23 protein-coding genes are annotated in these 24,604 nt (G+C 65.7%); 10 read left to right on the top strand and 13 right to left on the bottom strand.

All coding sequences use genetic code 11. The features are described 5' to 3' along the window. Window positions 1-7: 7 nt before the first annotated feature. On the bottom strand, window positions 8-607 hold the full coding sequence (locus ACQY39_RS04495; protein WP_428503793.1) for a LysE family translocator: 600 nt from the start codon (window positions 605-607) through the stop codon (window positions 8-10). A 184-nt stretch (window positions 608-791) separates the two neighbouring features. Between ACQY39_RS04495 and trxC the strand changes: the two genes are divergently transcribed. Further along, on the top strand, window positions 792-1,211 hold the full coding sequence (gene trxC / locus ACQY39_RS04490; RefSeq protein ID WP_428503791.1) for a thioredoxin TrxC: 420 nt from the start codon (window positions 792-794) through the stop codon (window positions 1,209-1,211). Window positions 1,212-1,232: 21 nt separating this feature from the next. On the opposite strand, the gene ACQY39_RS04485 is transcribed toward trxC, so the two are convergent. The 6 genes from ACQY39_RS04485 to ACQY39_RS04460 all read right to left on the bottom strand — a co-directional run bounded on the left by ACQY39_RS04485 (window position 1,233) and on the right by ACQY39_RS04460 (window position 6,911). Beyond that, a complete protein-coding gene (locus ACQY39_RS04485) occupies window positions 1,233-2,705 on the bottom strand; it encodes a hypothetical protein (RefSeq protein ID WP_428503789.1) in 1,473 nt (490 codons plus the stop codon). Window positions 2,706-2,707: 2 nt separating this feature from the next. Further along, window positions 2,708-3,631, bottom strand: a complete 924-nt coding sequence (locus tag ACQY39_RS04480) for an ABC transporter ATP-binding protein (RefSeq protein ID WP_428503787.1) — start codon at window positions 3,629-3,631, stop codon at window positions 2,708-2,710. Continuing rightward, window positions 3,628-4,041, bottom strand: coding sequence for a GntR family transcriptional regulator (locus tag ACQY39_RS04475; protein ID WP_263516175.1), 414 nt, complete (start codon window positions 4,039-4,041; stop codon window positions 3,628-3,630). Before ACQY39_RS04475 ends, ACQY39_RS04480 begins: the two co-directional genes overlap by 4 nt. A gap of 254 nt (window positions 4,042-4,295) precedes the next feature. Next, window positions 4,296-4,814, bottom strand: a complete 519-nt coding sequence (locus ACQY39_RS04470; protein ID WP_428503785.1) for a GNAT family N-acetyltransferase — start codon at window positions 4,812-4,814, stop codon at window positions 4,296-4,298. 136 nt (window positions 4,815-4,950) lie between these two features. After that, window positions 4,951-5,727, bottom strand: coding sequence for a DUF817 domain-containing protein (locus tag ACQY39_RS04465; RefSeq protein WP_428510722.1), 777 nt, complete (start codon window positions 5,725-5,727; stop codon window positions 4,951-4,953). 62 nt (window positions 5,728-5,789) lie between these two features. Further along, window positions 5,790-6,911, bottom strand: a complete 1,122-nt coding sequence (locus ACQY39_RS04460; RefSeq protein WP_428503783.1) for a threonine aldolase family protein — start codon at window positions 6,909-6,911, stop codon at window positions 5,790-5,792. Between the two features lie 72 nt (window positions 6,912-6,983). On the opposite strand from ACQY39_RS04460, the gene ACQY39_RS04455 reads away from it, so the two are divergent. From ACQY39_RS04455 to ACQY39_RS04440, 4 genes are all read left to right on the top strand, one after another. Next, window positions 6,984-8,975: a peptidase U32 family protein gene (locus ACQY39_RS04455; RefSeq protein ID WP_428503781.1), complete on the top strand. Its 1,992-nt coding sequence runs from the start codon at window positions 6,984-6,986 to the stop codon at window positions 8,973-8,975. An 81-nt stretch (window positions 8,976-9,056) separates the two neighbouring features. Next, entirely contained in the window at window positions 9,057-10,118 is a 1,062-nt protein-coding gene (locus ACQY39_RS04450) for a hypothetical protein (RefSeq protein WP_428503779.1), read from the top strand. Between the two features lie 319 nt (window positions 10,119-10,437). Next, window positions 10,438-10,782 carry a hypothetical protein gene (locus tag ACQY39_RS04445; RefSeq protein WP_428503777.1) on the top strand — a complete coding sequence of 115 codons (345 nt, stop codon included), beginning with the start codon at window positions 10,438-10,440 and terminating at the stop codon, window positions 10,780-10,782. A gap of 122 nt (window positions 10,783-10,904) precedes the next feature. Beyond that, entirely contained in the window at window positions 10,905-11,648 is a 744-nt protein-coding gene (locus ACQY39_RS04440; RefSeq protein ID WP_428503775.1) for a toll/interleukin-1 receptor domain-containing protein, read from the top strand. Window positions 11,649-11,804: 156 nt separating this feature from the next. On the opposite strand, the gene ACQY39_RS04435 is transcribed toward ACQY39_RS04440, so the two are convergent. From ACQY39_RS04435 to ACQY39_RS04425, 3 genes are all read right to left on the bottom strand, one after another. Continuing rightward, window positions 11,805-12,896 (bottom strand): rhodanese-like domain-containing protein, encoded by a 1,092-nt coding sequence (locus tag ACQY39_RS04435; protein WP_428503773.1) that lies wholly within the window; start codon window positions 12,894-12,896, stop codon window positions 11,805-11,807. Between the two features lie 229 nt (window positions 12,897-13,125). Then, window positions 13,126-13,560: a DUF6691 family protein gene (locus ACQY39_RS04430; RefSeq protein ID WP_428503771.1), complete on the bottom strand. Its 435-nt coding sequence runs from the start codon at window positions 13,558-13,560 to the stop codon at window positions 13,126-13,128. Window positions 13,561-13,588: 28 nt separating this feature from the next. Next, window positions 13,589-14,047 (bottom strand): YeeE/YedE family protein, encoded by a 459-nt coding sequence (locus ACQY39_RS04425; protein ID WP_428503769.1) that lies wholly within the window; start codon window positions 14,045-14,047, stop codon window positions 13,589-13,591. A gap of 101 nt (window positions 14,048-14,148) precedes the next feature. Between ACQY39_RS04425 and ACQY39_RS04420 the strand changes: the two genes are divergently transcribed. Further along, window positions 14,149-15,939, top strand: a complete 1,791-nt coding sequence (locus ACQY39_RS04420) for a Wzy polymerase domain-containing protein (protein WP_428503767.1) — start codon at window positions 14,149-14,151, stop codon at window positions 15,937-15,939. A gap of 15 nt (window positions 15,940-15,954) precedes the next feature. Here ACQY39_RS04420 and ACQY39_RS04415 read toward each other — a convergent pair whose 3' ends face one another. Both ACQY39_RS04415 and moaC read right to left on the bottom strand, forming a co-directional pair. Further along, window positions 15,955-16,377: a DUF4844 domain-containing protein gene (locus ACQY39_RS04415; RefSeq protein WP_428503765.1), complete on the bottom strand. Its 423-nt coding sequence runs from the start codon at window positions 16,375-16,377 to the stop codon at window positions 15,955-15,957. Between the two features lie 580 nt (window positions 16,378-16,957). Further along, window positions 16,958-17,437: a cyclic pyranopterin monophosphate synthase MoaC gene (moaC, locus tag ACQY39_RS04410; RefSeq protein WP_428503763.1), complete on the bottom strand. Its 480-nt coding sequence runs from the start codon at window positions 17,435-17,437 to the stop codon at window positions 16,958-16,960. Between the two features lie 148 nt (window positions 17,438-17,585). Here moaC and ACQY39_RS04405 point away from each other — a divergent pair, with 148 nt between their 5' ends. Next, window positions 17,586-19,199, top strand: coding sequence for a M48 family metalloprotease (locus ACQY39_RS04405; protein WP_428510720.1), 1,614 nt, complete (start codon window positions 17,586-17,588; stop codon window positions 19,197-19,199). A gap of 211 nt (window positions 19,200-19,410) precedes the next feature. On the opposite strand, the gene ACQY39_RS04400 is transcribed toward ACQY39_RS04405, so the two are convergent. Further along, window positions 19,411-19,770: a phage holin family protein gene (locus ACQY39_RS04400; RefSeq protein WP_428503761.1), complete on the bottom strand. Its 360-nt coding sequence runs from the start codon at window positions 19,768-19,770 to the stop codon at window positions 19,411-19,413. A gap of 390 nt (window positions 19,771-20,160) precedes the next feature. Here ACQY39_RS04400 and ACQY39_RS04395 point away from each other — a divergent pair, with 390 nt between their 5' ends. The 3 genes from ACQY39_RS04395 to ACQY39_RS04385 all read left to right on the top strand — a co-directional run bounded on the left by ACQY39_RS04395 (window position 20,161) and on the right by ACQY39_RS04385 (window position 24,593). Then, window positions 20,161-21,126 carry a TerC family protein gene (locus tag ACQY39_RS04395; RefSeq protein WP_428503759.1) on the top strand — a complete coding sequence of 322 codons (966 nt, stop codon included), beginning with the start codon at window positions 20,161-20,163 and terminating at the stop codon, window positions 21,124-21,126. A gap of 194 nt (window positions 21,127-21,320) precedes the next feature. Next, entirely contained in the window at window positions 21,321-22,151 is an 831-nt protein-coding gene (locus ACQY39_RS04390; protein WP_428503757.1) for an energy transducer TonB, read from the top strand. A 198-nt stretch (window positions 22,152-22,349) separates the two neighbouring features. Next, entirely contained in the window at window positions 22,350-24,593 is a 2,244-nt protein-coding gene (locus ACQY39_RS04385) for a TonB-dependent receptor (protein ID WP_428503755.1), read from the top strand. The last annotated feature ends 11 nt before the right edge of the window (window positions 24,594-24,604 follow it).

Raw genomic sequence — 24,604 nt, 5'->3', positions numbered from 1 at the left:
CCTGAGCTTAGCGCAGCAGGCTCAAGGCCAGCACGACCAAAGAGCCAGCCATGAAGAGGTTGAACACGCGGCGTTTGGCCGGGTCTTGCAGGAGCTGACGGATCGCCAGGCCGAACAAGGCCCACATCGTCGAGCTGGGCAGGCCGACCAGCACGCCCACCACCGCCACCAGGCTGGCGCCGACCCAGGTGTCCACGCCACTGGGCATGAAGACCGTGGCCAGGGTGATGGCCTTGACCCAGCTCTTCGGATTGACCGCCTGGAACAGCGCCGCCTGGGCAAAGCTCAAGGGCCGCGCATCCTGCTGCGCCGCGCCGATGCGCAGGCCGCTGAGCTGCCAGGCCAGATAGACCAGGTAGAGCGTGCCCAGCACGCGCAGCAGCTGGTGCAGCACCGGGTAGGCCAGGAAGAGGCTGCCCAGGCCGAGGCAAGTCAGCCAGGTCTGCACCGCTACGCCCAGATTGCTGCCCAGCATCTGCGGCACCGTGCGGCGGTAGCCGGCATTGGCCGCGGCGGTGGCCAACATCAGATTGTTGGGCCCGGGCGTGCTGGACATGAGGAAGCAGTAGCTGGCCAGGGGCAGCAGCTCGGTGGGGGACAACAGCATGGCGGGGGCTTCGCTTTCTTACGTTTCGGGCCAGGCTCAAAGGCCTGGCGCCAGCGTAGGGGGCGCGCCGTGCGCGGCCAAGACACAGCTGCGCCCACCGCGGCATGCGCTGTATCAGTGCCGGCAAAGGTACAGCTGCCCCAGGGCTTGAAAGCCTCACCCTCGTCCTCAGCTTGCAAGCATCATGCTGATCACCTGCCCCCACTGCCTGAGCAAGAACCGTGTGCCCGACGAGCGCGCGGCCCAAGACCCGGTCTGCGGACGCTGCGGCCAAGCCCTGCTCAGCGGCGAGGTGCTGGCGCTGACCGAAGCCAACTTCGACCGCGTCGTCAGCGGCAGCGAGCTGCCCGTGCTGGTGGATTTCTGGGCGCCTTGGTGCGGGCCTTGCCGGCAGATGGCGCCGCAGTTCGCCGAAGCAGCCCGCCAGCTCAAAGGCCGCGCCTTGTTTGTCAAAGTCAACAGCGACGAGGCGCCGCAGTTGTCGCAGCGTTACGCGATCCGGAGCATTCCGACCCTGATCCAGCTGCAAGGCGGGCGCGAGCTGCAGCGCGTCAGCGGGGCGCTCTCGGCCGCGCAGATCCTGGGCTGGATCCAGCGCGGCTGAAGCGACTGAGGCCTCGCCTCTTCAAGCCCAGCGTCCCACCGGCATGGCCGTTGGCGCCTGCAAGACCAGGCGCTGCCAGCGCCAGGCCACCAGGCCGACAAAGAGCAAGCCCACGAGCATCAGCTGGCCCAGGATGGGCAGGCCCAGCCACTGCAGGCCCTGCAGGCTTCCCACCAAGACCAGCGCCAGCAAGAGGGGCAGCACACTGCCATTGCTATTGGGCTTGCTCTGGCGCGACCAGTCGCGCAGCAGCACCAAGGCGCCGATGATCAGGTAGGCCAGACACAGATGCACGCCCAGCCAGTTCAAGGCGCGCGGCCCGGGCAGGAGCTGCAGGCCCAGGCACAGCAGCGTGGCCACGCCAACGCCCCAGAGCAGCTGGCTCAGCAGACGGCGCCCCAGCAGCTGGTTCAGCTGCCGGCCGCGCGGCGCACCGGGCAGCAGCATCAGCAGCGCCTGCTCACGCCGGCTGCGGTAGAGATTGGCCGGCACCGTCAGCAAGACACCCAGGCAGATGCTGGCCAGCCCGAAGGACAAGCCCATGGAGCCATGCCTGATGAACTCCCCCCAGAATTCGCCGCGGTTCCAGCCCAGCGCCAGGAACACCAGAAACAGCAAGGGCAGCACCACCGAGACCGAGCTGAGCTGGCAGCTCCAATGCGCCTGGCCCAGGGTCACCAGATCCAGACGGGCCATCACGCTGGCCGGCGTCGGCTGGGCCTGGCGCAGCACATGGCGCATCCAGCGCGGCTGCATCCAGCGGAACAGATGGGCCAGGCGCTCGGCCGGGCCGCTCAGCTCGACGAAGGAAGAGTGGCCTTGTGACTGCGCCTCGAACAGGCGGCGCAGTTTCTGGCGCGCCTGGTAGTAGGCCAGGTGCTCGCTGCCGCCGGTCTGGATCAAACGCGTCAGCCCCCAGGGCAGCAGCAGGAACAACACCAGGCTCAAGCTCCACGGCTGGCTGTTCTGCCAGCTGAGCAAGGCGCTCCAAACGAACAGCACGGGCATGAACTGACTCCACCAGGGGATCGAGAAAAGGACCAGGCTGGCCACGACCCAGAGTCGGTACCAGCGCGCCAGCAAAGCCATACCGAACAGCAGCAGGGCCACGCCATGCAGCCAGGCCAGGCCGCCACCGAACTGGCTCGCCAGCACCGCAGCCGCCAGCACCGTGGTCAGGCCATAACTGAACAGCGCCACGTGCCGCAAGCGCGCCACATGGCCGGGCACGAGGCGGGCGGCATGGGGGTGGTTTTGGGCCAGCAGGCCGGCAAAGCCGGTGATCCAGGGCAGCAAGAAGGCTGAGGCCAGCAAAACGGCGGCCAGCTTGGCGGCACTGGCGGCATCGGCAAACCAGGCCGTCAGGACCAGGGCGACGCCGTAGCCCAGCAGGCAAAAACCCCAGCCGAGATAGAAGCCCCAGGGCGAGGCATTGCGCTGCATCTGCCAGGGTGCGGCCAGCAAGGGCCGATAGAGAGACCAGAGCGCGGCCATGATCAGGTCAGCTCCACGAACAGGTCTTCGAGATTGAGCTCGGCCACGCTGAGCTCGCCATGGCCCAGCGGCGCCTGGCCCGGAGCAAAGCGCAGCACGCAGCGCTCTCGACCGGCGGCCTCGGGCTGGCGGCGCAGCAGCTCAGCGCCGCTGCCGGCCAGCAGCGACTGAATCGCCGCGCTGGGGCCGCTGACCAGGCGCACCTCTTCGATCAAGCTGTCCAGCGGCGCCTGCACGGCGATGCGGCCGTTCTGCAGAAAGGCCAGGTTGAAGGCGACCCGCTCCAGATCGGACAGGATGTGGGTGGAGAACACCACGGTCGTGCCGCGGTCCAGCACCTGGTCCACCAGCTCGCGCAGAAAGTCGCGCCGGCCGACCGGGTCCAGGCTGGCGACCGGCTCGTCCAGCACCAGCAGATCGGGCTCATGGGCCAGAGCGCGGATGATGGACAGGCGCTGCTGCTGGCCGCCCGAGAGGCGCGAGATCATCTGATCGCGTGGGATGTCCCAGCGTGACAGCAGACCCTCGACCTTGGCCTCGTTCCAGCGTGGGTAGAAGCTCTTGAAGTAAGCCAACAGCTGGCGCGCCGTGAAGCCCTCGAACAGATCGCTGTGCTGCGGCACATAGCCGATGCGGGCGCGGGCGGCGTCGTCCAGCGCCGTGGCCGACTGGCCAAACAGCTGCACCTGGCCGGCCTGCGGCTCGCGCAGGCCCAGCAAAGCTTCCAGTAGCGTGGTCTTGCCCGCGCCGTTGCGGCCCAGCAGGCCGACCACCTGGCCCGGCAGCAGCTGCCAGCTCAGCGCTTGCAGCACCGACTTGCTGCCGTAGCTCAGAGACACATCGTCGAGTCGGGCCGTGGCGCCGGGCAGGTCCGCGGCCAGGCTGGTGGCGCCAGGCAGGGCCTGCGAAGAAAGGACTGCGCTCATTGGGACTCTCCCTCTTTGAGAATGGTTTCGAACAAATGCAAGGCGGCGCTGGCGGGCAGCTCCAGCTGACGCGCCTGATCGGCCGCCTGGCCCAGCACGGGGCGCAGGAGCTCGATGCGCTCGGCCCGCGGCTGGGCCCGCTGGTGCTGGGCCGCCACCCGCATGGCCAGGCCGCGGCGGCGCTCCAGCAAGCCCTCGGCCTCAAGCAGGCTGTAGGCCTTGGAGACCGTCATCGGATGGACGGCCAGCTGCAAGGCCACCTCGCGCACCGAGGGAATCTCCTGGCCGGCCACGAGTTGCCCGCTGGCCACGCAGCGACGCAGCTGCTCGACCATCTGGCGATAGATGGGCTCGGTCGATCCGGTGTTGATGCGGAACGCGAACGGGCCGTGATTCTGGGACTGCGACAAGTGACCTCCGCTGCTGCTGCTGCAAGCACGCCGGCAGGCCCTGCCTGTCAACGTGTACTAGTATCGTAGTACACACGGACGGAGGGGCGCAAGCGGATTTGTTGCGGGCGGCACGGCGCGCTCAACGCCGCGGGGTCAGGGGGTCAGAGGAAAAGTGGGGTCAGAGTGCATTTTCAATGGCACTCTGACCCCACTTTTCTGCTCCCAACTCTCCCCGCGCAAGGCCCCGCATCGACTGGGCAGTGACCCGCCCTTCAGCGCCAATGTTCCAGATACGCCGCTTGCGGCCCATAACTGGCCAGCTTGACGCGCAGCGCCGGGGTCTGCGGCGCGGGCTGAAAGCCCCAGCGGCCCCAGAACTCGGCCGAGTTCTGCACGGCAATCAAGCAGGCCCGGTCCAGGCCGCTGGCGGCCAGCCCATCCAGAAAGCGCTGCACCAGGGCTTGCGCCAGGCCACGTCCGCGCGCCTGCGGGTCGACCGACAGGTCGTGCAGATAAAGGCAATCCGGCTGCTCGGGCAAGCGGCACTCGGCCGCATCCAGCGCCGGCGGTGACTCGGCGCGCCAAGGCAGGGCAAAGAGGTAGGCAGCGAGTGCGGGCTCAGCCGTTGCTGCCACCACCCAGCAGTGCGAGGGCGCTGCCTGCAGCTTGGCCGCCAGCGAGGCCTCGGACTCCGGCAGCAGCTCGGTGAAACAGGCCGCCTGGATGCGCAGCACCTCGGCCAGGTCGGTGGGCTGCATGGGGCGGATCAGGTACTTGGGGGAAGACAACATCGAACAGGGCAAGGCATCGAAAGCGCCGCCGGGAATGAGCCGGCGCCGGGCAAGGGCCCGCATTGTCGATGACGGCGAAGACCGCGAAGCTGGCCAGCGGCTGCGCCACCCGCCCATCGATCATTCAATCAATCCATCAATCCGGCACCTGCACCCGCTCACGAATGTGCTTGAGCTGCACCACCAGGGTGAAGCTGATCAGCACCAGCAGGCTCCAGGAGCTCCACTTGCTCATGTGCACGCGTGCCCAGGCGCCCAGCTGGTGCGGGTAGGACCACAGCCCGAAGAAAGTACCCAGGTTCTCGGCCAGCCAGATGAAGAAGGCCACCAGCACCAGGCCCAGCCACAGCGGCATGCTCAACTCACGCTGCTGCGGTCGAAACAGGATCTGGCTGCGGGCATACAGCCCCATAGCCCCAGCGGCCAGGTACCAGCGCACATCGACCCAGACATGCTGGGTGAAGAAGTTCAGGTAGATCGCCAGGGCCATCAAGCCAGCCATCCAGTATGGCGGGTGGTGGATGACACGCAACTGCAGCAAGCGCCAGGCCTGGATGATGTAGCTGCCCACCGCCGCGTACATAAAGCCGGCAAACAGCGGCACGCCGAACAGCTTGGTGTACGCGAAGTCGGGGTAGGACCAGGACTGCACTGCGGCCGAGGTCTTGAACACCTCGAGGGCAAAGCCGAGCAGGTGGAACAGGCCGATGGCTTTGAGCTCGTCGCGGGATTCGCGCCCGCTGAGCACCATGCCGGCCTGGATCAGCAAGGCAATCAGCAAAAGCAGGTCATAGCGCGGCAGGCCCCACAAGCCGGCGCGCGGTACGCAGAACACCGCCGCGAAAAACAGGCCCGCGAACAGGCAGGCCTGCGCCTCCTTGCTGACGAAGCCCCAGAACTCCCAGGCCCACAGTCCCCAGGGTCGGCCTGACGCCGCCCGCGATGAGCCACCCGCCGCCGCGTGTGCCGGGCGACTCAAGGCTGGCGCCCTTGGGCATCCGCCAGCACCGCCTCAAACCCGGCGCGCACCCGCGCGTTGTCCAAGGCCAGCAGATGCTCGCCCACGGTCAGCTCGGCACAGCTCCAGCCGGGCACCTCGCTGGGCCGTGCGTTGCCGAACAGCCAAACTCCCTCGGCCTGGGCCAGCGCGTCACGCGCGTCGTTGATGGCCTCGGCCGGTGCGTCGAAATGAAGGCGCAGCATATTCGTGTGCGGGCGTGTCGGATTCAGGCGCAGGCCACGGACGCCAGCCAAACCGGCCGGCCCTTCCGCCAACAGCAGGGTGCGCTGATAGCAGGCATCCTGCACGGCCAGGCGCTGCTCAAAGCGCATCCAGGCCGAGGCTGCGGGCGCCGTCTGCTGCACCAGATTGCCGCCCATGCGGCGCAGCCAAAGCCGAGCCTGGGCGATGAAATCGGCATCGCCGGCCAACATGGCGCCCGACAGCCCGCCAATGTCCTTGTAGAAAGACACGTAGACCGACGCAAAGCCAGCCACGATCTCCGCGTAGCTGCGCTGCTCGTAAAAGCTGCGGCATTGCCAGAGCCGGGCACCGTCCAGATGCAAAGGCAGGCCACGCTCGGCCGCCAGGGCCTGCAACTGGGTCAGCTCGTCCCAGCTGGGCAGCTGGCCGCCGATCTCGCGCATGGGCAGCTCCACCAGCAGGCAGGCCAGGGGCTGGGCCACGGCCTGCAAGTCCGCCGCGACGATGGGCCGCAGGCGCGAGCCCACAGGCACGCCATGCAGGCCCCAGAGGCTCTCAAAAGCTTGCTCCTCATGCAGGACCAAGTGCGAGTTGGGCGACAGGCCGAAACGATTCAGGCGCGCCGCTTCGGTGTGCAAGCGCACGGCGATCAGCTGCGCCATCACGCCGCTGGGCATGAAGCAGGCGGCAGGCTTGCCCAGCAGGGTGGCGATCTGCTGCTCAAACTCGGCCAGCAAGCCGCCCTGGCCATAGCTGTCGCCCTGCACCTCGCGGGCGCGGCACCAGTCGGCCAGGGCGGCAAATTCCTCGGCGGCATTCAGGCTTGGATAGCCAGGCACCACGGTCGTGCAGCGGCGGCGCAGTTCGGCTCTTTGCAAGGCGGTGAGGCTCATGGGGGTGCTTCTTTCATGCGGGTTTGAGCCCGCAGCTTAGCCGGCTTGTCGTCTCTAGAATCAGCGCCCATCATGCAATGCCACCCACTCGAACTCCTGGCTCCGGCCCGTGATGCCGACATCGGCATCGAAGCGATCAACCATGGCGCCGACGCCGTTTACATCGGCGGCCCCGGTTTCGGCGCGCGCGACAAGGCGCCCAACAGCGTGGCCGACATCGAGCGCCTGTGCCGCCATGCCCACCGCTTCGGCGCGCGCATCTTCGTGACCATGAACACCATCCTGCGCGATGACGAACTGGAGGGTGCGCGCCAGCAAGCCTGGCAGCTGTATACGGCCGGTGTGGATGCGCTGATCGTGCAGGACATGGGCCTGCTGCAGCTGGACCTGCCGCCGCTGCAGCTGCACGCCAGCACCCAGACCGACATCCGCACGCCCGAGAAAGCGCGCTTTCTGCAAGACGTGGGCTTCTCGCAAATGGTGCTGGCACGCGAGCTGGACCTGGGCCAAATCCGCGCCATCCGCGCCCAGGTGCAAGCGGCCACGCTGGAGTTCTTCATCCACGGCGCGCTCTGCGTGGCCTACAGCGGCCAGTGCTTCATCAGCCATGCCCACAGCGGCCGCAGCGCCAACCGCGGCAACTGCTCGCAAGAGTGCCGCCTGCCCTACACCGTGACCGATGCGCAAGGCCGCGTGATCGCGCACGACAAGCATGTGCTCAGCCTCAAAGACAACGACCAGAGCGCCAACTTGGAGCTGCTGGCCGATGCCGGCATCCGCAGCTTCAAGATCGAAGGCCGCTACAAGGACATGGCCACGGTCAAGAACGTCACCGCGCATTACCGCCTGCTGCTGGATGGGCTGATGGAGCGCCGCAGCGACTACCGCCGCAGCAGCAGCGGGCGCTGCCGCTTCACCTTCACGCCGCAGCCCGAGCAGGGCTTCAACCGCGGCGGCACCGATTACTTCGTCAATGGCCGCAAGATCGACATCGGCGCCTTCGACAGCCCCAAACACGCCGGCCTGCCGGTGGGCCATGTGGTGGCCGTGGCCGAGCAGCATTTCGATGTGGACACCGGCGACGCCACCATCGCCCTCAACAACGGCGACGCCCTCACTTGGTGGGACCGCCAGGGCGAGCTGCAAGGCGTGCCCATCAACACGGTGGAGCCCCTGGGCGGTACCCGTTGGAGAGTAACGCCCAATCTGCACGGCAACCAGGAGGCCCAATGCGTGGCGGACCTCAAGGACCTGCGCCGCGATCTGGCCCTGAGCCGCAACCGCGACATGGCCTGGGAGCGCCTGCTCGCCAAGCCCTCGGCCGAACGCCGCATCGCCGTGGACCTGAGTCTGGCCCAGACCTGGGTGAACGGCCAGCCCGGCTTCGAGCTCAGCCTCAAGGACGAAGACGGCCACCGCGGCGTGGCCCGCGTCCAGCATGCCCACGAGCCCGCGCGCGATGCCAAGCAGGCTGATGCCACGCTCAAGGACCAGCTGAGCAAGCTGGGCACCACCATCTTCGAAGCCCGGCGCGTGCGCCTGGCCTGGCGCGACAGCTGTTTTCTCCCCGCCTCTTTGGTCAATCAGCTGCGCCGAGAAGCCGTCAGCGCACTGGAAGAAGCCCGCGCCCAAGCCTTCGAGCGCCTGCCCCGCGCCACGCCGGTGGAGCCGCCCGTGCCCTACCCCGAAGACACGCTCAGCTACCTGGCCAATGTCTACAACGGCCAGGCCGCCGCCTTCTACGCCAAACATGGCGTCAAGGTCGTTGGCGCGGCCTACGAGAGCCACGAGGAGCTGGGCGAAGTCAGCCTCATGATCACCAAGCACTGCGTGCGCTGGAGCCTGAGCCTCTGCCCCAAGCAGGCCAAGGGCGTGACCGGCGTGCAAGGCACGGTGCGCGCCGAGCCCCTGGTGCTGCAGCATGGCGACGACCGCCTCACTCTGCGCTTCGACTGCAAGCCCTGCGAGATGCATGTGGTCGGCGCGATGCACAAGAACGTGCTCAAACAGCTGAAGGCTGAGCCGGTGACCTTCTATCGGACGATGCCGGCGGCGAGGGTGTGAAGAAGGAAAGAAAGAGCGGCGATGAGCAGGCCCCCAAAGCAGGCATGATCCGCGCCCGAGGAACTCAGCGCTTTCGCACCCATGCTCAAACTTCTGAAATCCCTGATCGGCACCACGAAAAACAAAGCTGCAGTGCGAGCTGTATCCGATGCGGAGACAGATGCGCAGGCGCCGCCGCTTGCTGTGATCCACGCGCCGGGCGCAGAACCTTTCGATCTGTCGGCAGCGCTGATCGATGCTGGCGGCTTCCCGCTCACGGATTGGGACGCGGTGAATCGCTGGATTGCCACCGTGCCAACCGAGGCCGCCAAGGCGCAGGCATGGGCCGCTTGCGAACAGGCTTGGCTGCAGAACCTCTGCCGCGCCCTGGGGCCGGCCTACCGCTTGCGTTCACAAGGCTCCGCCCTGCTGATCTCCGCCCTGCCCGAGCATGTGGCGGCGGCCACGCTGAGCTTCGTGAACAAGACCGTGCAGCGCATCGTCCATCTGTTGCAGGGGCTGGCTGCAGCGCCAGAGTGGGGCCATGACATCCTGATCGTCTTCGATGATGACGACAGCTACTACCGTTATGTCGCGCACTACTACCCCGAGGCCGGAGAGTTTGCGGCCAGCAGCGGCATGTACATCGACGGAGGCTGCGGCCACTTTGTGACCGTCAAAGCCGACCTTCGCTCGGTGGAGCCGGTCATCGCGCATGAACTGACCCATGCCTGCTTGAGCCACTTGCCCATCCCCGCGTGGCTGAACGAAGGCCTGGCCGTCAACACCGAACTGCGGCTTTGCCCTCCGCCCCAAGCCCCGAGCAACCCTTGGGACTTGCATGCCCGCCATCTGAAGTTCTGGGGAGCTGCGGAGATTCAAGAGTTCTGGTCCGGCAAATCCTTCCTCCGGAACGACGAGGGGAACGAGCTGTCCTACGACCTGGCCAAAGTGCTGGTGTCGCAGTTCGCCGCCGATTGGCAAACGTTCCGCCAGTTTGCGCTGGCCGCTGACGTGGCGGATGGTGGCGCGGCAGCCGCTCAACTTCACCTCGGCATCGATCTGGGGGCGGCAGTCTGCGCGATTCTGGAGCGGGAGCGGGACGCATCGTGGTTGCCGAGGCCAGAGCTATGGGGAGAGGCGCCGGAGCGTGGGGCGTTTTGAGGGCATCGGCCTTGGTAGGCAGAGCGTGAGGCTTGGTCTGCGAGGCGCGCAACATTGAAACTCTCTCGACAACCGGAAGCTTGCCAGAGCAAGGGAGATAACGCGACCAACAAGCGGCACAATGGAGCTCAGTCGGCGCAAAATGGCTGCCAACGGCTCCATATTCACTCATAAATCCAAAAGCCAAGAATCGCGATCATTCGCCCGCACCGAGCTTTGGGAGTAATTTCTGATTGTGGGCTTCTAGATTGCCTCGCCAGCCCATACGCCTACCCGGACCGGGCTTGCCATTTCACGCCTATCAACAGCAGGAGAAGCTTTGAATCTTCAAGAATTCATCAGAACCGCACTAACCGAGATCGTCGCTGGGGTCGCTGAGGCAAAGGAAGAGTGCAAGAAGCACGGTGCAAGTGTCGGTTCAAACGCGGTCTACGGGCACCTTAAGGAAGCTCAGATCGTCACGGACAACGATGGCAAGCCGGTGTCTCGCGTCGAGTTTGATATTGCACTTGCGGAGGCCAAGGCAACAGATCCAAAAAACGGAATCGGCGTCTTTCTCGGTGCAGTGGGGCTCGGGGCCCAGGGAGCTTCGCCTAGTGAGTCATTGTCGAATTCCCGGATCAAGTTTTCAGTTCCGATCATCTTCCCCGGCGATGTGGGCTAGCCCTGCATTCCAGCCAACTCGCACCAGGTCGCCTCTGTAGGCCCTCATTTCATTCTGGGCCACCATTTCTAACCTCCGCCCGCGGCTCAAACGCCACAACCAGAACTAACTTGGAGTAGATCTTGTCGTCGCCCATTGTTTTTGTCTCGTACTCGCACGACTCTCAGGAACACAAGAGATGGGTGTTAGAGCTAGCCATTCGACTTCGCCAGAGTGGGATCGACGCGATTCTTGACCAGTGGGACATAGGACCCGGAGGCGATCTGCCACATTTCATGGAGCAAAGCATCGCTCGCTCAGTTCGAGTCTTGATGATCTGTACAGAGCGGTATGTGGAAAAAGCGAATGCAGGGCTGGGCGGTGTTGGCTACGAAAAAATGATCGTCACTGCGGATTTGCTCAAGCAGATTGGCTCCAATCGAATCATTCCCATCGTTCGCCAAGGTGGATCGATTCACTTGCCTACTTTTCTAAGCTCTAAGCTGTATATCGATCTCTCTACCGACGATCGCTTTGAAACGGGAATGGATCAACTCCTCCGGGAGTTGTTGAATGCGCCACTATTTGCTAAACCGCCGCTTGGCTCCGATCCACTTCTGTCCGCTCAAGCGCCGGAACCGAGCAATCCATCGCCAGTCACGCAATTCATGCAAGCAGTAGCGACCGTCTACGACAAGTCCAGCGATGCCGGAGCGTTGCGCTCTGAGTGGATTCGCTCAGCAATGAATTCGTCAAAGCTCTTCTACGACCATGCGCGCGACCAAGCGATTTCCCTGGGTTACATCGAAACTGGTCCAGACAAGCAGATCATCTGGATACAAGACGCAGGGCGGTCATTTCTTATGAGGCTTCAGGGTCAGGGGTAAATGCGAGTGAACTAGGCGCTCTAGACTCGAACCACAAATCTCAAGTCGCTACCCAGTTGTCAAGGAAGCCTTCTAGCAAAGAAATTGGGGCAGGGTCGGTTCCTGTATTGAGAAATCGACTGTGAGCGCAATTCCTGGGCGCGGCACCCGATCAACTCAATCCACCCCACCCTCCACCGGCAACTGCTCCGCCCGCCACCGCAACATACCCCCCGCCAGATTGGCCACACGCTTGCAGCCCGATTTCTGCAGCAGCACCGTCGCCTGGGCCGAGCGGGTGCCGGAGCGGCAGACGGCGACGACGGGGCGGGTGGGGTCGATCTCAGCAGCCATGCGGGCGCTGAGCTCGGACAGGGGCAGCAGGCGGGCGCCGGGGATGTGGCCCAGGGCGTCGGTGAACTCGGGGGCTTCGCGCACATCGATCAGCTGCAGCTCGCCGCTGCGGGCTTCGGCCAGGCGCTCGGCCAGGCTGGCGGCCTGGATTTCCCAGATGCCGCTGAAACTGAAGGTCAGCGAGGCCCAGCTGCTGTCCTGGCCTTCGGCGCCATGCGCGCCGGGCTGACCGCAGCGTAAGTTCGCCGGCACGGCGATGTCCATCTGCTTGGGGTGGGGCAGGCCCAGATGGTTCATGTATCCGGCGAAATCGCCCTCGTTGGCATCGCCGCCCAGGCGCGGGTTGTAGCGCAGCTCTTCGGCCACGCTGGTGACGGTGAGGCCGCGGTAGTCGTGGCCGGGGTAGAGCAGGCAGGTCTGAGGCAGGCTCAGGATCTGCTCGCGCACCGAGCGGAACAGCTGGCCGGGGCTGCCTTGCTGGAAATCCGTGCGGCCGCAGCCGCGGATCAAAAGGCTGTCACCGGTGAAGGCCATGCTCAAGTCGTCCAGCACATAGCTCAGGCAGCCGTTGGTGTGGCCGGGCGTGGCGCGCACTTCCAGATACCGGCGGCCGAAAGCAATGCGGTCACCATGGCGCAGCGGCCGGTCCACCGGGCTGGCGCCGGCATGCTCGGACAGCAGGATCTGACTGCCGCAGCTCTGCTTCATCAACCAGGCGCCGGTGACATGGTCGGCATGGACATGCGTGTCCAGAGTGGCCAGCAGGCGCAGGCCCAGCTCGCGCAAGAGGGCGCTGTCGCGGCGGTAGTGTTCGAACACCGGGTCGATCAGCACCGCCTCGCCGGACTCGGCATCGCCGAGCAGGTAGGTGTAGGTGGAGGAGACGGGGTCAAAGAGTTGACGGAAGACAAGCATGGGAACACCCCCGGTGTGGGTTGGTGGAAAACGCGATTTGAAACTGGATGGATCGGATCAAGCGACGACCCTGCGCTTGTGAGTTTTCGTAGCGAGCGGCTGCCAGGCTAGGCTGAGTCCGGACTGATCCAGTCCTGAGGACTGGATCTGCCTGACGAAGGACTCGGCCTCTGGCCGAGGCGGACGGAGCACCGGACCAAGGACTCCTGGCAGTCGCGCAGTAGAAAACTCACAAGCTCTCTGGCGTGAGGAAGCGGTCATGAAACCACATGCCGGCAAGCATGGAGGCGACAAAGATCAAAGCGGATTCACTGCCGGCCCCCAGGGCCACCAAGGCCGGCCCCGGGCAAAAGCCCGCCACGCCCCAACCGACACCGAACAGCAGGCCGCCCAGCAGCAGCCGGCCATCGATGCGGCCGGGCGGCGGCAGCTCCATGGCCTCGCCCGTCCAGGCGCGCTCGCGCCGCGCGGCGCGGGCAAAGGCAACGAGACCCACGGCCACCGCCGCGCCCATGACCAGGGCCAGGCTGGGGTCCCAGGCGCCGAAGAGGTCGAGAAAGCCTTTGACCTTGGCCGGGTCGCTCATGCCGCCGACGATCAGGCCGAGGCCGAAGAGCAGGCCGCTGGCCAAAGCCAGGGCGTGACGGATCAATACAGAAGACATGGGCGTAGCTCCAGTAACGACCGATCAATCAAGCCAGGCCATGGCGCATCAGCCACACCGTGGCGAAACCCGCGGCCATGAAGACCAGGACATTGGCCAGGGAGCGCAGCGACAGCCGGCTCAGCCCGCAGACCCCATGCCCGCTGGTGCAGCCATTGCCCATGCGCACGCCCACACCCACCAGCAGGCCGGCCAGCACCAGGCCCAGCGGGCCCACATCGACCGTCAGGCCCGGCCAGGGCGCGAACAAGCGCCAGGCCCAGGGCGCCAGCAGCAAGCCGGCCAGAAACATCAGGCGAGAACGCTCGGCCGCGCTGCTGAGGCCCGCCCAGCCGCGCTGCCGCAGCGCCCGCCAAGGGCTGGCGACGATGCCGGCAATGCCGGCGATGCGCCCATTGCCCAGCAGGAACAAGGCCGCGGCCAGGCCGATCAGCAGGCCGCCGAGCAGGGCATGAAACGGAGTGAAGGAAGACCAGGCTATGTGCATGAGGGCTTGCAAGACGAGGAGCAGGCGCCGAAACGAAGCGCCCGCCGAGCGCGCCATCTTAGCCAGGGGCACTGCAGCGACTCATGTGATGATTCGGCCCCATGTCGTCCGCCCACTCCACTCCCCAAGCCGCCACGCTGGCGGCGCCGATCGGCCCGCTCTGCGTGATCGCCCTGCTGCTGGCCAATGCCGTGCCGCCCTTGGTGGCCTTCAGCCTGACGCCGTCCGCGACCTTGTTCAACCAGCTGGCCGCACTCGGCGCCTGGGGCCTGGTGTTGCTGGCCCTGCGCAGCGAACTCGGGGCCGGCGCGCTGCAGCGCCAGCATGGGCCGGCCGTCTGGGCCCTGCTGCTGCTGCTGGCGGCGCCCTGGCAGGCTTGGGCCTGGGCCGGCCTGCCGCTCTCCCTGGCCCTGGCCAACAGCGGCATGATCGCCGCGGCCCTGGCCCTGCTCTGGGTCGGCCAGGGCTTGCGGGAGGGGCAGCGCGCGGCCTGGTTCGAGGCCTTGTGCTGGGGCCTGCTGATGGCCGGCCTGCTGAGCCTGCTGGTCAGCGTGGTGCAGGTGTTCGCGCCCAGCCTGGCCGATGGCACGCTGATTGCCCGCTCGGGTGTGCCTGGCCGCGCCGTCGGCAATATGCGCCAGCCCAACCACCTCGCCAGCCTCTTGATGTGGGCCAGCGTGGCTGCCGTGTTCCTCGGCAACCAGCGGCGCTTCGCCTTTGCCGGCGGCCGCCTGGCCTTGCCTCTGCTGCTCTTCGGTTTCGTCTTTGCGGTGGTGCTGACGGCGTCTCGCACCGGCATGGTCGGCGTACTGATCCTGGCGCTCTGGGGCATCCTGGACCGCAAGCTGGAGCGCGATGCCCGCCTGAGCCTGCTGGCCACGCCGCTGATGCTGGTGCTGAGCTGGTGGCTGATGTCGATCTGGGCCAGCCACGGCGCCCATGCCTTCGGCGCTGAGTCTCGCCTCAGCGAGGGCGCGGGCTCGCCCTCGCGCATCGCCATCCTGCTCAATGCCTGGGAGCTGCTCAAGCTCAACCCCTTGAGCGGCGTGGGCTGGGGGGAATTCAACCTGGCTTGGAGCATGAGCGAGTTCCCCAAGCGCCCGGTGGCTTTCTTTGACCACACCCACAACATCGCCATGCAACTGGCCGTTGAGCTGGGCCTGCCGCTGGCCGGCCTGATCCTGGCGCTGCTGGTCTGGTCGCTGTGGCAAGCCTTGCGCCTGAGCCGCGCGGCCATTGGCGAGGACGGCGTGGCGCGCCGCTGCGCCTTCATGCTGGTGCTGATGATCGGCCTGCATAGCCTGCTCGAGTACCCGCTCTGGTACGCCTACTTCCTCCTGCCTACCGCCTTCATGCTCGGCCTGGCCTTGGGCCGCGCGCCGGCACCGGCAACAACGCAAGCAACAGCACCAGACGGTGCCGGCCCAGGCAAGGCCTTGCCGGCGGTCGGCTTGGCAGGTGCCTTGCTGCTGGGCGGCAGCCTGCTGGCGGGCTGGGACTATCTGCGCGTGGTCGCCATCTACCTGCCGGGCGCCGATGCGCGGCCGCTGAGTACGCGCATCGAAGAGGGCCGGCGCTCGATCTTCTTTGCCACCCAGGCCGACTACGCTGCCGCCACCAGCGGCCCGCCGGGCGCAGCGGCCCTGGCCGCCACGCGCAGCACCGCGCACAACCTGATCGATGTGCGCCTGATGATGGCCTGGGCCAAGTCCCTGCACGCCGTCGGTGACGACGAGCGCGCACGCCATGTGGTGCAGCGCCTGCGCGAGTTCCACTACGCGGTTTCCGACGAGTGGCTGGCCGAATGCCAGCAAGCCGGGCTCAGCGAAGCCGAACAGCCTTTCCAGTGCCAGGCGCCGAGCCGGGTGGTGGATTGGCGGGAGATGCGCTGAAGAGCCCTGCCGCCTTCACCAGAAGATCAGGAATTTGCGAAACGCGCCGCGATCATCGGGAATGGCGAAGATCTTGAACACTGCCTCGATATAGCCCAGGCAGCGTTCACGGGCCTCGGTGTCCTCGAGGTGAAAGGCTTCAACCGTCGGCTCCATCTGCGCGATCACCCAGGCATCGCTGGGGTTCGCTTGCAGGCCCGAGATCAGGCGGTCCAGGAGCTCATTGATCAAGGGTTCCAGCCGGCGCCGCTCCTCGGCCACGGGCGCTCCAGGCAGATCGAGGAACTTCGGCTCGGCCCGCAAAGCCTTGAGCTGGCCCAGCCGGCCTTCATCCACCTGCAAGCGCAGCTCGGGGCGCAAGCCGGGGCCGAGAACGGCATAACTGAGTCCTGCGGCGGCAAGAAGAAAGGTGGACAGAAGGAAGCGGCGGCGGCTCATACAGAGCACTCGCAGTAGTCAGCACGAAATCGCATGCGGAGTTGGCACCGGAGCTAGGCCTGACCCTGTCCAAGGGGCGAGATCTCAGCAGGCGCAGCCTTGCTACATCGAAAGCCGTCGATCCCTTCCGTGAAGACATCGAATCCAAACTCTCGGAACCAGGCCTCGACCCTTGAGGTTAGCGGGCCACCAATGACCTGGAGATGTCGGTAGGGTGGCGCCGGAGAGAATTCGTTGTGGTGCTGGTCAATCGTGTCAATGTGGTTCAAGAGCCAGGCTTCGGCTGTTGGCCCATTTGTGGTCAAGGAAATGACGCTGCGGCCAGAGCGCTGACATCGCTGAATGAAAGCGGCATTGGCCTCTGATTCGACAATCCAGACGGGTGTTGAATGAGCGCAAGTCAAACCGCGCTCACCAAAGTTCGGGTCAACGATCCACACCACGTCGAGGTCAGCGGGCATATGCGGCCTGTTGTTTGATATCTGCACGTCCAATTTATCCAGCAGCTTTGCCGAGACTGGCTATGGAGTCGGCTGCTACTTCAACACAGGCTGTAAGTGCTGTGTCGACAGGGGGGAACTCACCCCGCCACCCAATCCCCACTCTTCCCCCCGTGCTTCTCCAGCACCCGGATCTGCCCCATGACCATGCCGCGGTCGGCGGCTTTGCACATGTCGTAAATGGTCAGAAGGCCAATCTGGACGGCGGTCAGGGCCTCCATTTCGACGCCGGTGCGGCCCAGGGTTTCGACCTGGGCGCTGCAGTGCACGGCGTTCTCGGCGGCGTCGATTTCAAACTCGACAGCCACGCGGGTCAGGGGCAGGGGGTGGCACAAGGGGATCAGGTCGGCGGTGCGCTTGGCGGCCTGGATGGCGGCGATGCGGGCGATGCCGAGCACATCACCTTTCTTGGCCGTGCCGCCGGTGATCAGGGCCAGGGTGGCGGCCTGCATGACGATGCGGCCGCTGGCGCGGGCGATGCGGTGGGTCACGTCCTTGGCCGCGACATCGACCATATGGGCTTGGCCTTGGGCGTCGAAATGGGTCAGTGGAGAGCTCATGGCAGCGGATTCGGTAGAGGCGAGGGAAAGACCAGATGGGCGCAGGCCGCAGCACCGGCAACAATGCGGCAATGTGGCGCGGCGATAAAGCGGCATCATAGTGAGCCGCTTCCCGTATCGCGGCCCCCGGAGACTTCTGTTGTTGAACATGCGCATCCGCACCGACTCTCGCTCGCCCCGCGGCTCCGCCCTGCGGCGCAGCCTGCTCGCCATCGCCGCCAGCTGCCTGCTGTGCAGCAGCCCTGCCGGCCAGGCCCAGGTGGCGCTGCCTTCGCTGGGCGACTCGGTGTCGCAAGACCTCGATGTCGGCAGCGAGCGCAATCTGGGCGACCAGGTGATGCGGCAGATCCGGCCGGACCCCGATTTCCTCGACGACCCGCTGTTGCAGGAATACCTGCTCGGCATCTGGGACCCCTTGGTCGTCTCGGCCAAGCTGCTCGGCAATATCAGCGACGAGACCATCGACCGTTTCGCCTGGGAAATCTTTCTGGTGCGCGACCGTTCGGTCAATGCCTTCGCTCTGCCGGGTGGCTTTGTCGGCGTGCACCTGGGGCTGATCGCCATGACCAGCTCGCGCGATGAGCTGGCCTCGGTGCTGGCCCATGAGCTCTCGCATGTGACGCAGCGCCACATCGCCCGCCGCATTGCCGGCGACTCGCGCAACAGCATGCTGGCCATGGCGGCCATGCTGGCCGGCCTGATCGCGGCCTCGCGCAGCGGCAGCATCGATGCGGCCAATGCCGCCATCGTCGGCCCGCAAGCCCTGGCCGCACAGGCCTCGCTCAACTTTTCGCGCGATATGGAACGCGAGGCAGACCGCGTCGGCTTCCAGGTGCTCAGCTCGGCCGGATACACACCTTCGGGCATGTTCAGCATGTTCGAGAAGATGGAGCAGGCCCACCACCTGATGGATTCGGGCAGCTACCCCTATCTGCGCACCCACCCCCTGACCAGCGAACGCATCGGCGATGCGCGCACCCGCCTGGGGGCGGGCGATTTTCAACGCCCGATCAACCTGGCCGAGCATGCGCTGATGGCCGCGCGTTCGCGCGTGCTGATGGATCCGCGCGCCGAGGTTTGGGCGCAGCTGCAGAACCTCGACGCCGGTGCGCGCGAGCAGCGCGGCCCGACCGTGGGCCGGGGCTTCGAGCAGCTCAGTGCGCGCTACACCAGCTGCCTGGCCTCCATCAAGATGCGTGATTTCCCGCGCGCCGCGCGCGCCCTGGAGAGCGCCGAACAGCAGCTGCAGCTGCTGGGCAACGACCCGAAAGCGCTGCGCCTGCTGCGCTATCTGCGGGCCGAACTGGCCCAAGCCCAGGCGCGCACGGGCGAAGGCTTCGCGGCGCTGGACACGCTGCCCCGGGAAAAGAGCCGGCCGCTGCTGATGGAGCGCAGCCGCCTGGCCCTGGTGGACCCGCGCGGGCCCGAATCAGCCCGCGAAGTGGCCGATGCGCTGCAAACCTGGGTCAGCCTCAACCCCAAGGATGTGCTGGCCTGGAGCCAGCTGGGCCTCTTGTGGGAAAAGCTGGAGCAGCCCCTGCGCGCCGTGCGTGCCCTGGGAGAAGCACGCTATGCCATGGGCGACCTGGGCGGCGCCATCGACCGCATGCGCTCGGGTTTGCGCCAGTCGCGCGGCCGCGACGCCGACCCGGTGGAGGCCTCCGTCATCGATGCACGCCTGCGCACCATGTTGTACGAACGGCGGCAGATACTCATCGATATGTACCCGCGCGGCATTCCGCCCGGCGCCGAGTTGCCCTGACAGAGGGTGAGGACTTTTGTAGCGAGCGGCAGTCAGACTAGGCTGAGCCCGGACTGATCCAGTCCTGAGGACTGGATCTGCCTGGCGAAGGACTCAGCCTCTGGCCGAGTCGGGCGGAGCGCAGGAACCGGAACGTACTCTGTGTACGTGAGGATTCCGAGCATTCGGCCAACGACGTATGGCGGCCGCGCAGCAAAAAGTTCTGACCCTCTCAATCCTGGGGCGGGAAGATGCGCTCCATCAAAACATCAATGCCCATGCCGCAGAGGCTGTAGATCAAGGAGCCGACCAGGGCGGCGAAGAAGCTCTCGACCGCCAGCCCTTCCAGCAGATGTGCGGCCGACCAGAACATCAGCGCATTGATGACGAAGAGGAACAGCCCCAGGCTGATGACCGTCACCGGCAAGGTCAACAGCACCAGAATCGGCCGCAACAAGGTGTTGAGCAAGCCCAACACCAAAGCCGCGATCAGGGCGGAGCTGAAGCTCTTGACCACAACACCTGGGTAGAGATGCGCCACCAGCAAGAGGGCAGCAGCGAGCAGGAGCCAGCGAATCAGGGTTTTGAACATGGTCTGGGTACGAGGGTGAGGCCGAGGCAGGCAAGCTGCGATGGCCGCGAGATTAAACCCATTGCCACGCAAGAATCATGACTTTGTACAGGCAATGTCCACATGGTGGGGTCAGATCTTGCCCAACCCTGGCACAATGTGGCCATCCGCAAGGGGAGTAGCTACACGGCGCCATGCCGTGGCGACGGTCCGTCAGTACGGTGCTTCTGCCAAGAACACCCGGGCCCCGCAGCTGGAAGGTGAGACCGCCCTGGTCCAACAAACACCTCCCGTCCCGCAAGACCTTCCGGTGCAACACGCGCTGTTCCAGCCTTGGTTTGGCTCTATTCTTGGGCCCCACCGAAGCGGTGAGCAGTTGAGTTCAACATTTCTTGCGGGAGTCTCTTCTTCATGAGCACGATTGCGCCCCTGTGGCTATGGTTTTTCTTTGGCGGCTCCGTCCTGGTCGCCCTCTTTGTCGACTTCGTGGTGCTGCGCAAGCAGGGCGCGCATGAAGTTTCGGTCAAGGAGGCCATCAACTGGTCTCTGGTCTGGGTGGCCTTGAGCATGGCCTTCAACGGCCTGTTCTGGTGGGCCGTCAAGGACACCACCGGCGATGTGGCCATGGCCAACACCAAGGCGCTGGAGTTCCTGACCGGCTATCTGATCGAGAAGTCGCTGGCGGTGGACAACATCTTTGTCTTCCTGATGATCTTCACCTACTTCTCGGTGCCCCCGGCGTATCAGAAGCGGGTGCTGATGTACGGCATCATCGGCGCCATCGTGCTGCGCACGGTCATGATTCTGGTGGGCGGCTGGCTGATTGCCGAGTTCCACTGGGTGCTCTATCTGTTCGGCGCCTTCTTGCTGATCACCGGCATCAAGATGTGGTGGGCCGCCGGCCAAGAGCCGGACCTGGAAGCCAACCCGGCACTGAAGCTGCTGCGCCGCACCATGCCGGTCAGCGACCGCTTTGACGGCGAGCGCTTCTTCACCGTGCAGAACGGCAAGCGCATGGCCACGCCGCTGCTGCTGGTGATCGCCCTGGTCGGTATGACGGATGTGATCTTCGCGGTCGACTCGATCCCGGCCATCTTCGCCATCACCAACGACCCCTTCATCGTCCTGACCTCCAACATCTTCGCCATCCTGGGCCTGCGCGCCATGTACTTCCTGCTGGCGGCCATGGCCACGAAGTTCCACCTGCTGAGCTACGGCCTGGCTGTGGTGCTGGCCTTCATCGGCACCAAGATGATGTTGATCGACGTGATCAAGATCCCGGTGCTGCTGTCCCTCGGCGTGGTGGTGGCCATCCTGGCCGTGACCATGGTCTGGAGCCTGCGCACCGCACCACGCATCAGCCCCAAGGCCGAGTAATCCCCGGCCCGAGCGCCCGCGCCACCCCTGCGGTGGCCGGCCTCAAAAAAACCCCGGCCGCCGCCCGCGCCCGGGGTTTTTTCATGCCCGCCCAATCCATTCAATCAACAAAATCAAATAAGAATTGTTCTCATTAGTGTTAAGATCTTCATCAGTTTGATTGATCTGCCGCAGCCTCGCGCGGCCTCCACCTTGTGACCTCCGCCCTCCTCAGCCCCATCTCCCTCGGCGCCTCCGCGTCGGCCGGTCAGGCCGGCTTTGTGGCGGGTCACAAGTCGAGCACCTCAGCCAGCAAGCCCACAAAGCCGGCCGGCCCACCCATGCTGCAGTCCATGGGCTTGCCCGTCGACCCGCAAGCCGCACGCCGCAAGCGTGGCTTTCTGCTCGCCGTGCTGGGCCTGCATCTGCTGTTCGGCGCCGGGCTGATGGTGCGCCGGGCCCTGCCCGCGCCGGAAAAGCCCGCGCCGATTCAGGTCAGCCTGATCGCCACCCCCGCCAAGCCCACGGCCCCGGCACCGCTGCCCACGCCGCCGGCCCCCCATCTGCCCAAGCTGGCGCCCATGCCGGCGCCTGTGATCCCACCCCTGGTGACGCCGCCCATCACCGCGCCGGCGCCCATGGCCGCACAAGTCATCAGCAGCGAGCCGCCGGCCGCACGCACGCCGACGCAAGCGCCCGCCGCCGCGCCGAACCCGGCACCGGTGCTGGCTGTGGTCACCCCGCCAGCGCCACCCGCCGTGCACCAGATTCCCCCCAACGCCGTGCGCTACCTGGCCGAGCCGCGGCTGAACATGCCCCTGCTGTCGCGCCGCGCGGGTGAGCAAGGCCTTGTGCAGCTGCGCATCCTGGTCGACGCCCAAGGCCGGCTCAAGGAAGCCTCCGTCAAGAAGAGTTCCGGCTTCGAGCGCCTGGACAAGGCGGCGCTGGAAGACATCAAGAGCGCGCGCTTCTCGCCCTACCTGCTGCAAGGCCAGCCGGTCGAGTGGGAGACCACCGCCCAGCTGTCCTACGAGCTGGAGCGTTAGCCCGCAGCAGCGCCGCTCGACCGGCCCGCAGCCTGCGGCGCCACCCCTTTGCTTTCTTTTCTGCAGCCAGCCAACTCGCGCCTGCGAGCCAGCCCGCCACACCTCACGGATTCGCCGCTCGCCCGAGGCCAACAAGCCTCGGGTCTGGGCTGCGCCATGTTCCACATTGATTGATCGATTGATTCAGGAGTACCTCCCATGACCCGCCTCAAGTCCCGTCAAGCGCTGCTGCCCCTGGGTGCCCTGGCCGCCGGCTTCGGCCTGGCCAGCGCCAGCCTGGCCCAGACCGCCGCCCCGGCCGAGCCCGCCAAGGCCGAGAACGCCCTGCCCATCGTGCGCACCAAGGCCAGCGCCGAACCGACCGGCAAGGACGCCTACCAAGCCACCGACACCCGCATCGGCAAGGGCAAGCAAGAGCTGCGCGACATTCCGCAATCCGTCACCGTGGTGACCGAGAAGCTGATGAATGACCGCAATCTGGACAATCTGAAGGACGTGCTGAAGAACACGGCTGGCATCACCTTCATGGCCGCCGAGGGTGGCGAAGAGGACATCAAGCTGCGCGGCTTCTCGCTGCAGGCCAGCGGCGATGTGTTCATCGACGGCATGCGCGACCCGGCCTTCTACGAGCGCGACACCTTCTTCCAGGACCGCGTTGAGTTGCTGCGCGGCTCGGCTTCGCTCTTGTTCGGCCGCGGCTCCACCGGCGGTGCAGTGAACCAGGTCAGCAAGGAAGCCCGCCTGATCGACGCCAACGAAATCAGCGCCAGCCTTGGCAGCAACAGCCTGGTCCGCACGGTCGGCGACTTCAACGTCCGCCTGGGCGATTCTTCCGCGGCTCGGGTCGGCGTGATGTTCAACGCCGCCGAGAACGACGGCGCCGGCGCCAAGATCGACAAGCAGGGCATCGCCGGCAACTACCGCATGGGCATTGGCGAGCGCGACGAGTTCTCGTTCAGCGCCTACTACCTGAACAACGAGAACGGCATGAACTACGGCATGCCCTGGATCCGCCCGACCGCCACCTCGCCGACGGCAGACACCACCTTGCTGCCCATCGACCCCGCCTCCTACTACGGCATGGCCAGCGATGTGAACAAGGGCAGCGCCGGCTGGGCCGTGCTCAAGCACATCCACCGCTTCGACCAGAACACCGAGCTGGTGACCACCGTGCGCAAGGCCGACTACACCCGCGACCAGCGCTCGGGCACGGTGCGCTTTGCCGGCGCGAGCCTGCAGCCCGGTGGCAAGCCTGCCACGCTCGAAACCTTCGGTCCGAACACCGTGGTCGGTCGTGGCACCTTCCTGAAAACCCAGGACATGCAGACCCTGAGCGTGCAAAGCGATCTGGACAGCAAGTTCAAATGGCTGGGCCTGGAGCACAAGGTGCAAGCCGGTGCGGACGCCGCGGAAGAGAAGAAGCAAGTCTTCGCCGCCCGCAGCGCCGCACAAGGTGGCGTCAATCTGAGCAAGCCCAACACCACCATCGGCAAGCCCAATGACGGCGCCTGGATCGACGAATCGCAACGCGTGATGCGCAAGGCCAACGAGTACACCTCGCGTGCCTACGGTGTGTACGCCCAGGATCTGTTGGCGCTGACCCCGCAATGGAAGCTCTTGGCCGGCCTGCGCTACGACAAGGTACGTGGCGACTACGACACCTTCAGCATCCCCGGCCAGGCCGCCGGCCCGGAAACGACGGCCAGCTACCGCATGAACATCAGCCAGTGGAGCCAGCGTGCGGCCGTGCTGTTCCAGCCGACCGAAACCATGTCCTTCCACTTCGGCGGTGCGACCTCATTCAACACCTCGGGTGACACCTATTCGCTGAGCGCGCAGAACGCCAGCATCCCGCCCGAGAAGGCCGTCAATATCGAATTGGGCGCCAAGATCGAGACCAACGACGGCAAGCTCAGCCATCGTTTCGCCCTGTTCCGCAGCACCAAAACCCATGAGCGCAACACCGACCCGCTGACCAATCTGGTCACGCTGTCGGGCAAGCGCCATGCCTCGGGCTTTGAGTACGACGTGATGGGACGCATCAACAACGACTGGGAAATCTTCGCGTCTTACACCTTCATCCCGAACGCCAACATCGACATCGGCGCGCCCGGCGCCGAAGGCCAGGGCACCCGCCCTTCGATGACGCCGCGCCACTCGGGCACCGTGTTCACGACCTACAAGATCACGCCGCAGATCCGTGTCGGCGGTGGCGTGACCGCACGCAGCGGCTACCAACCCAACCGCAACCCGGGCTTCTACGTGCCGAAGTTCGCCACCCTGAGCCTGCTGGCTGAGTACGAATTGCTCAAGGACAAACTGACGCTGCGCGCCAACGTCAACAATGTCACCGACAAGCTCTACGCCGAAACGGTTTACACCGGACACTATGTGCCAGGCGAGGGCCGCACCTTTGCCCTGACCGGCAGCTACAAGTTCTGACCGATGGTCCG

The sequence above is a fragment of the Roseateles sp. genome (assembly GCF_965262435.1).
GTDB lineage: Bacteria > Pseudomonadota > Gammaproteobacteria > Burkholderiales > Burkholderiaceae_C > Paucibacter_A.
This window is presented reverse-complemented; position numbering and strand designations above follow the sequence as displayed.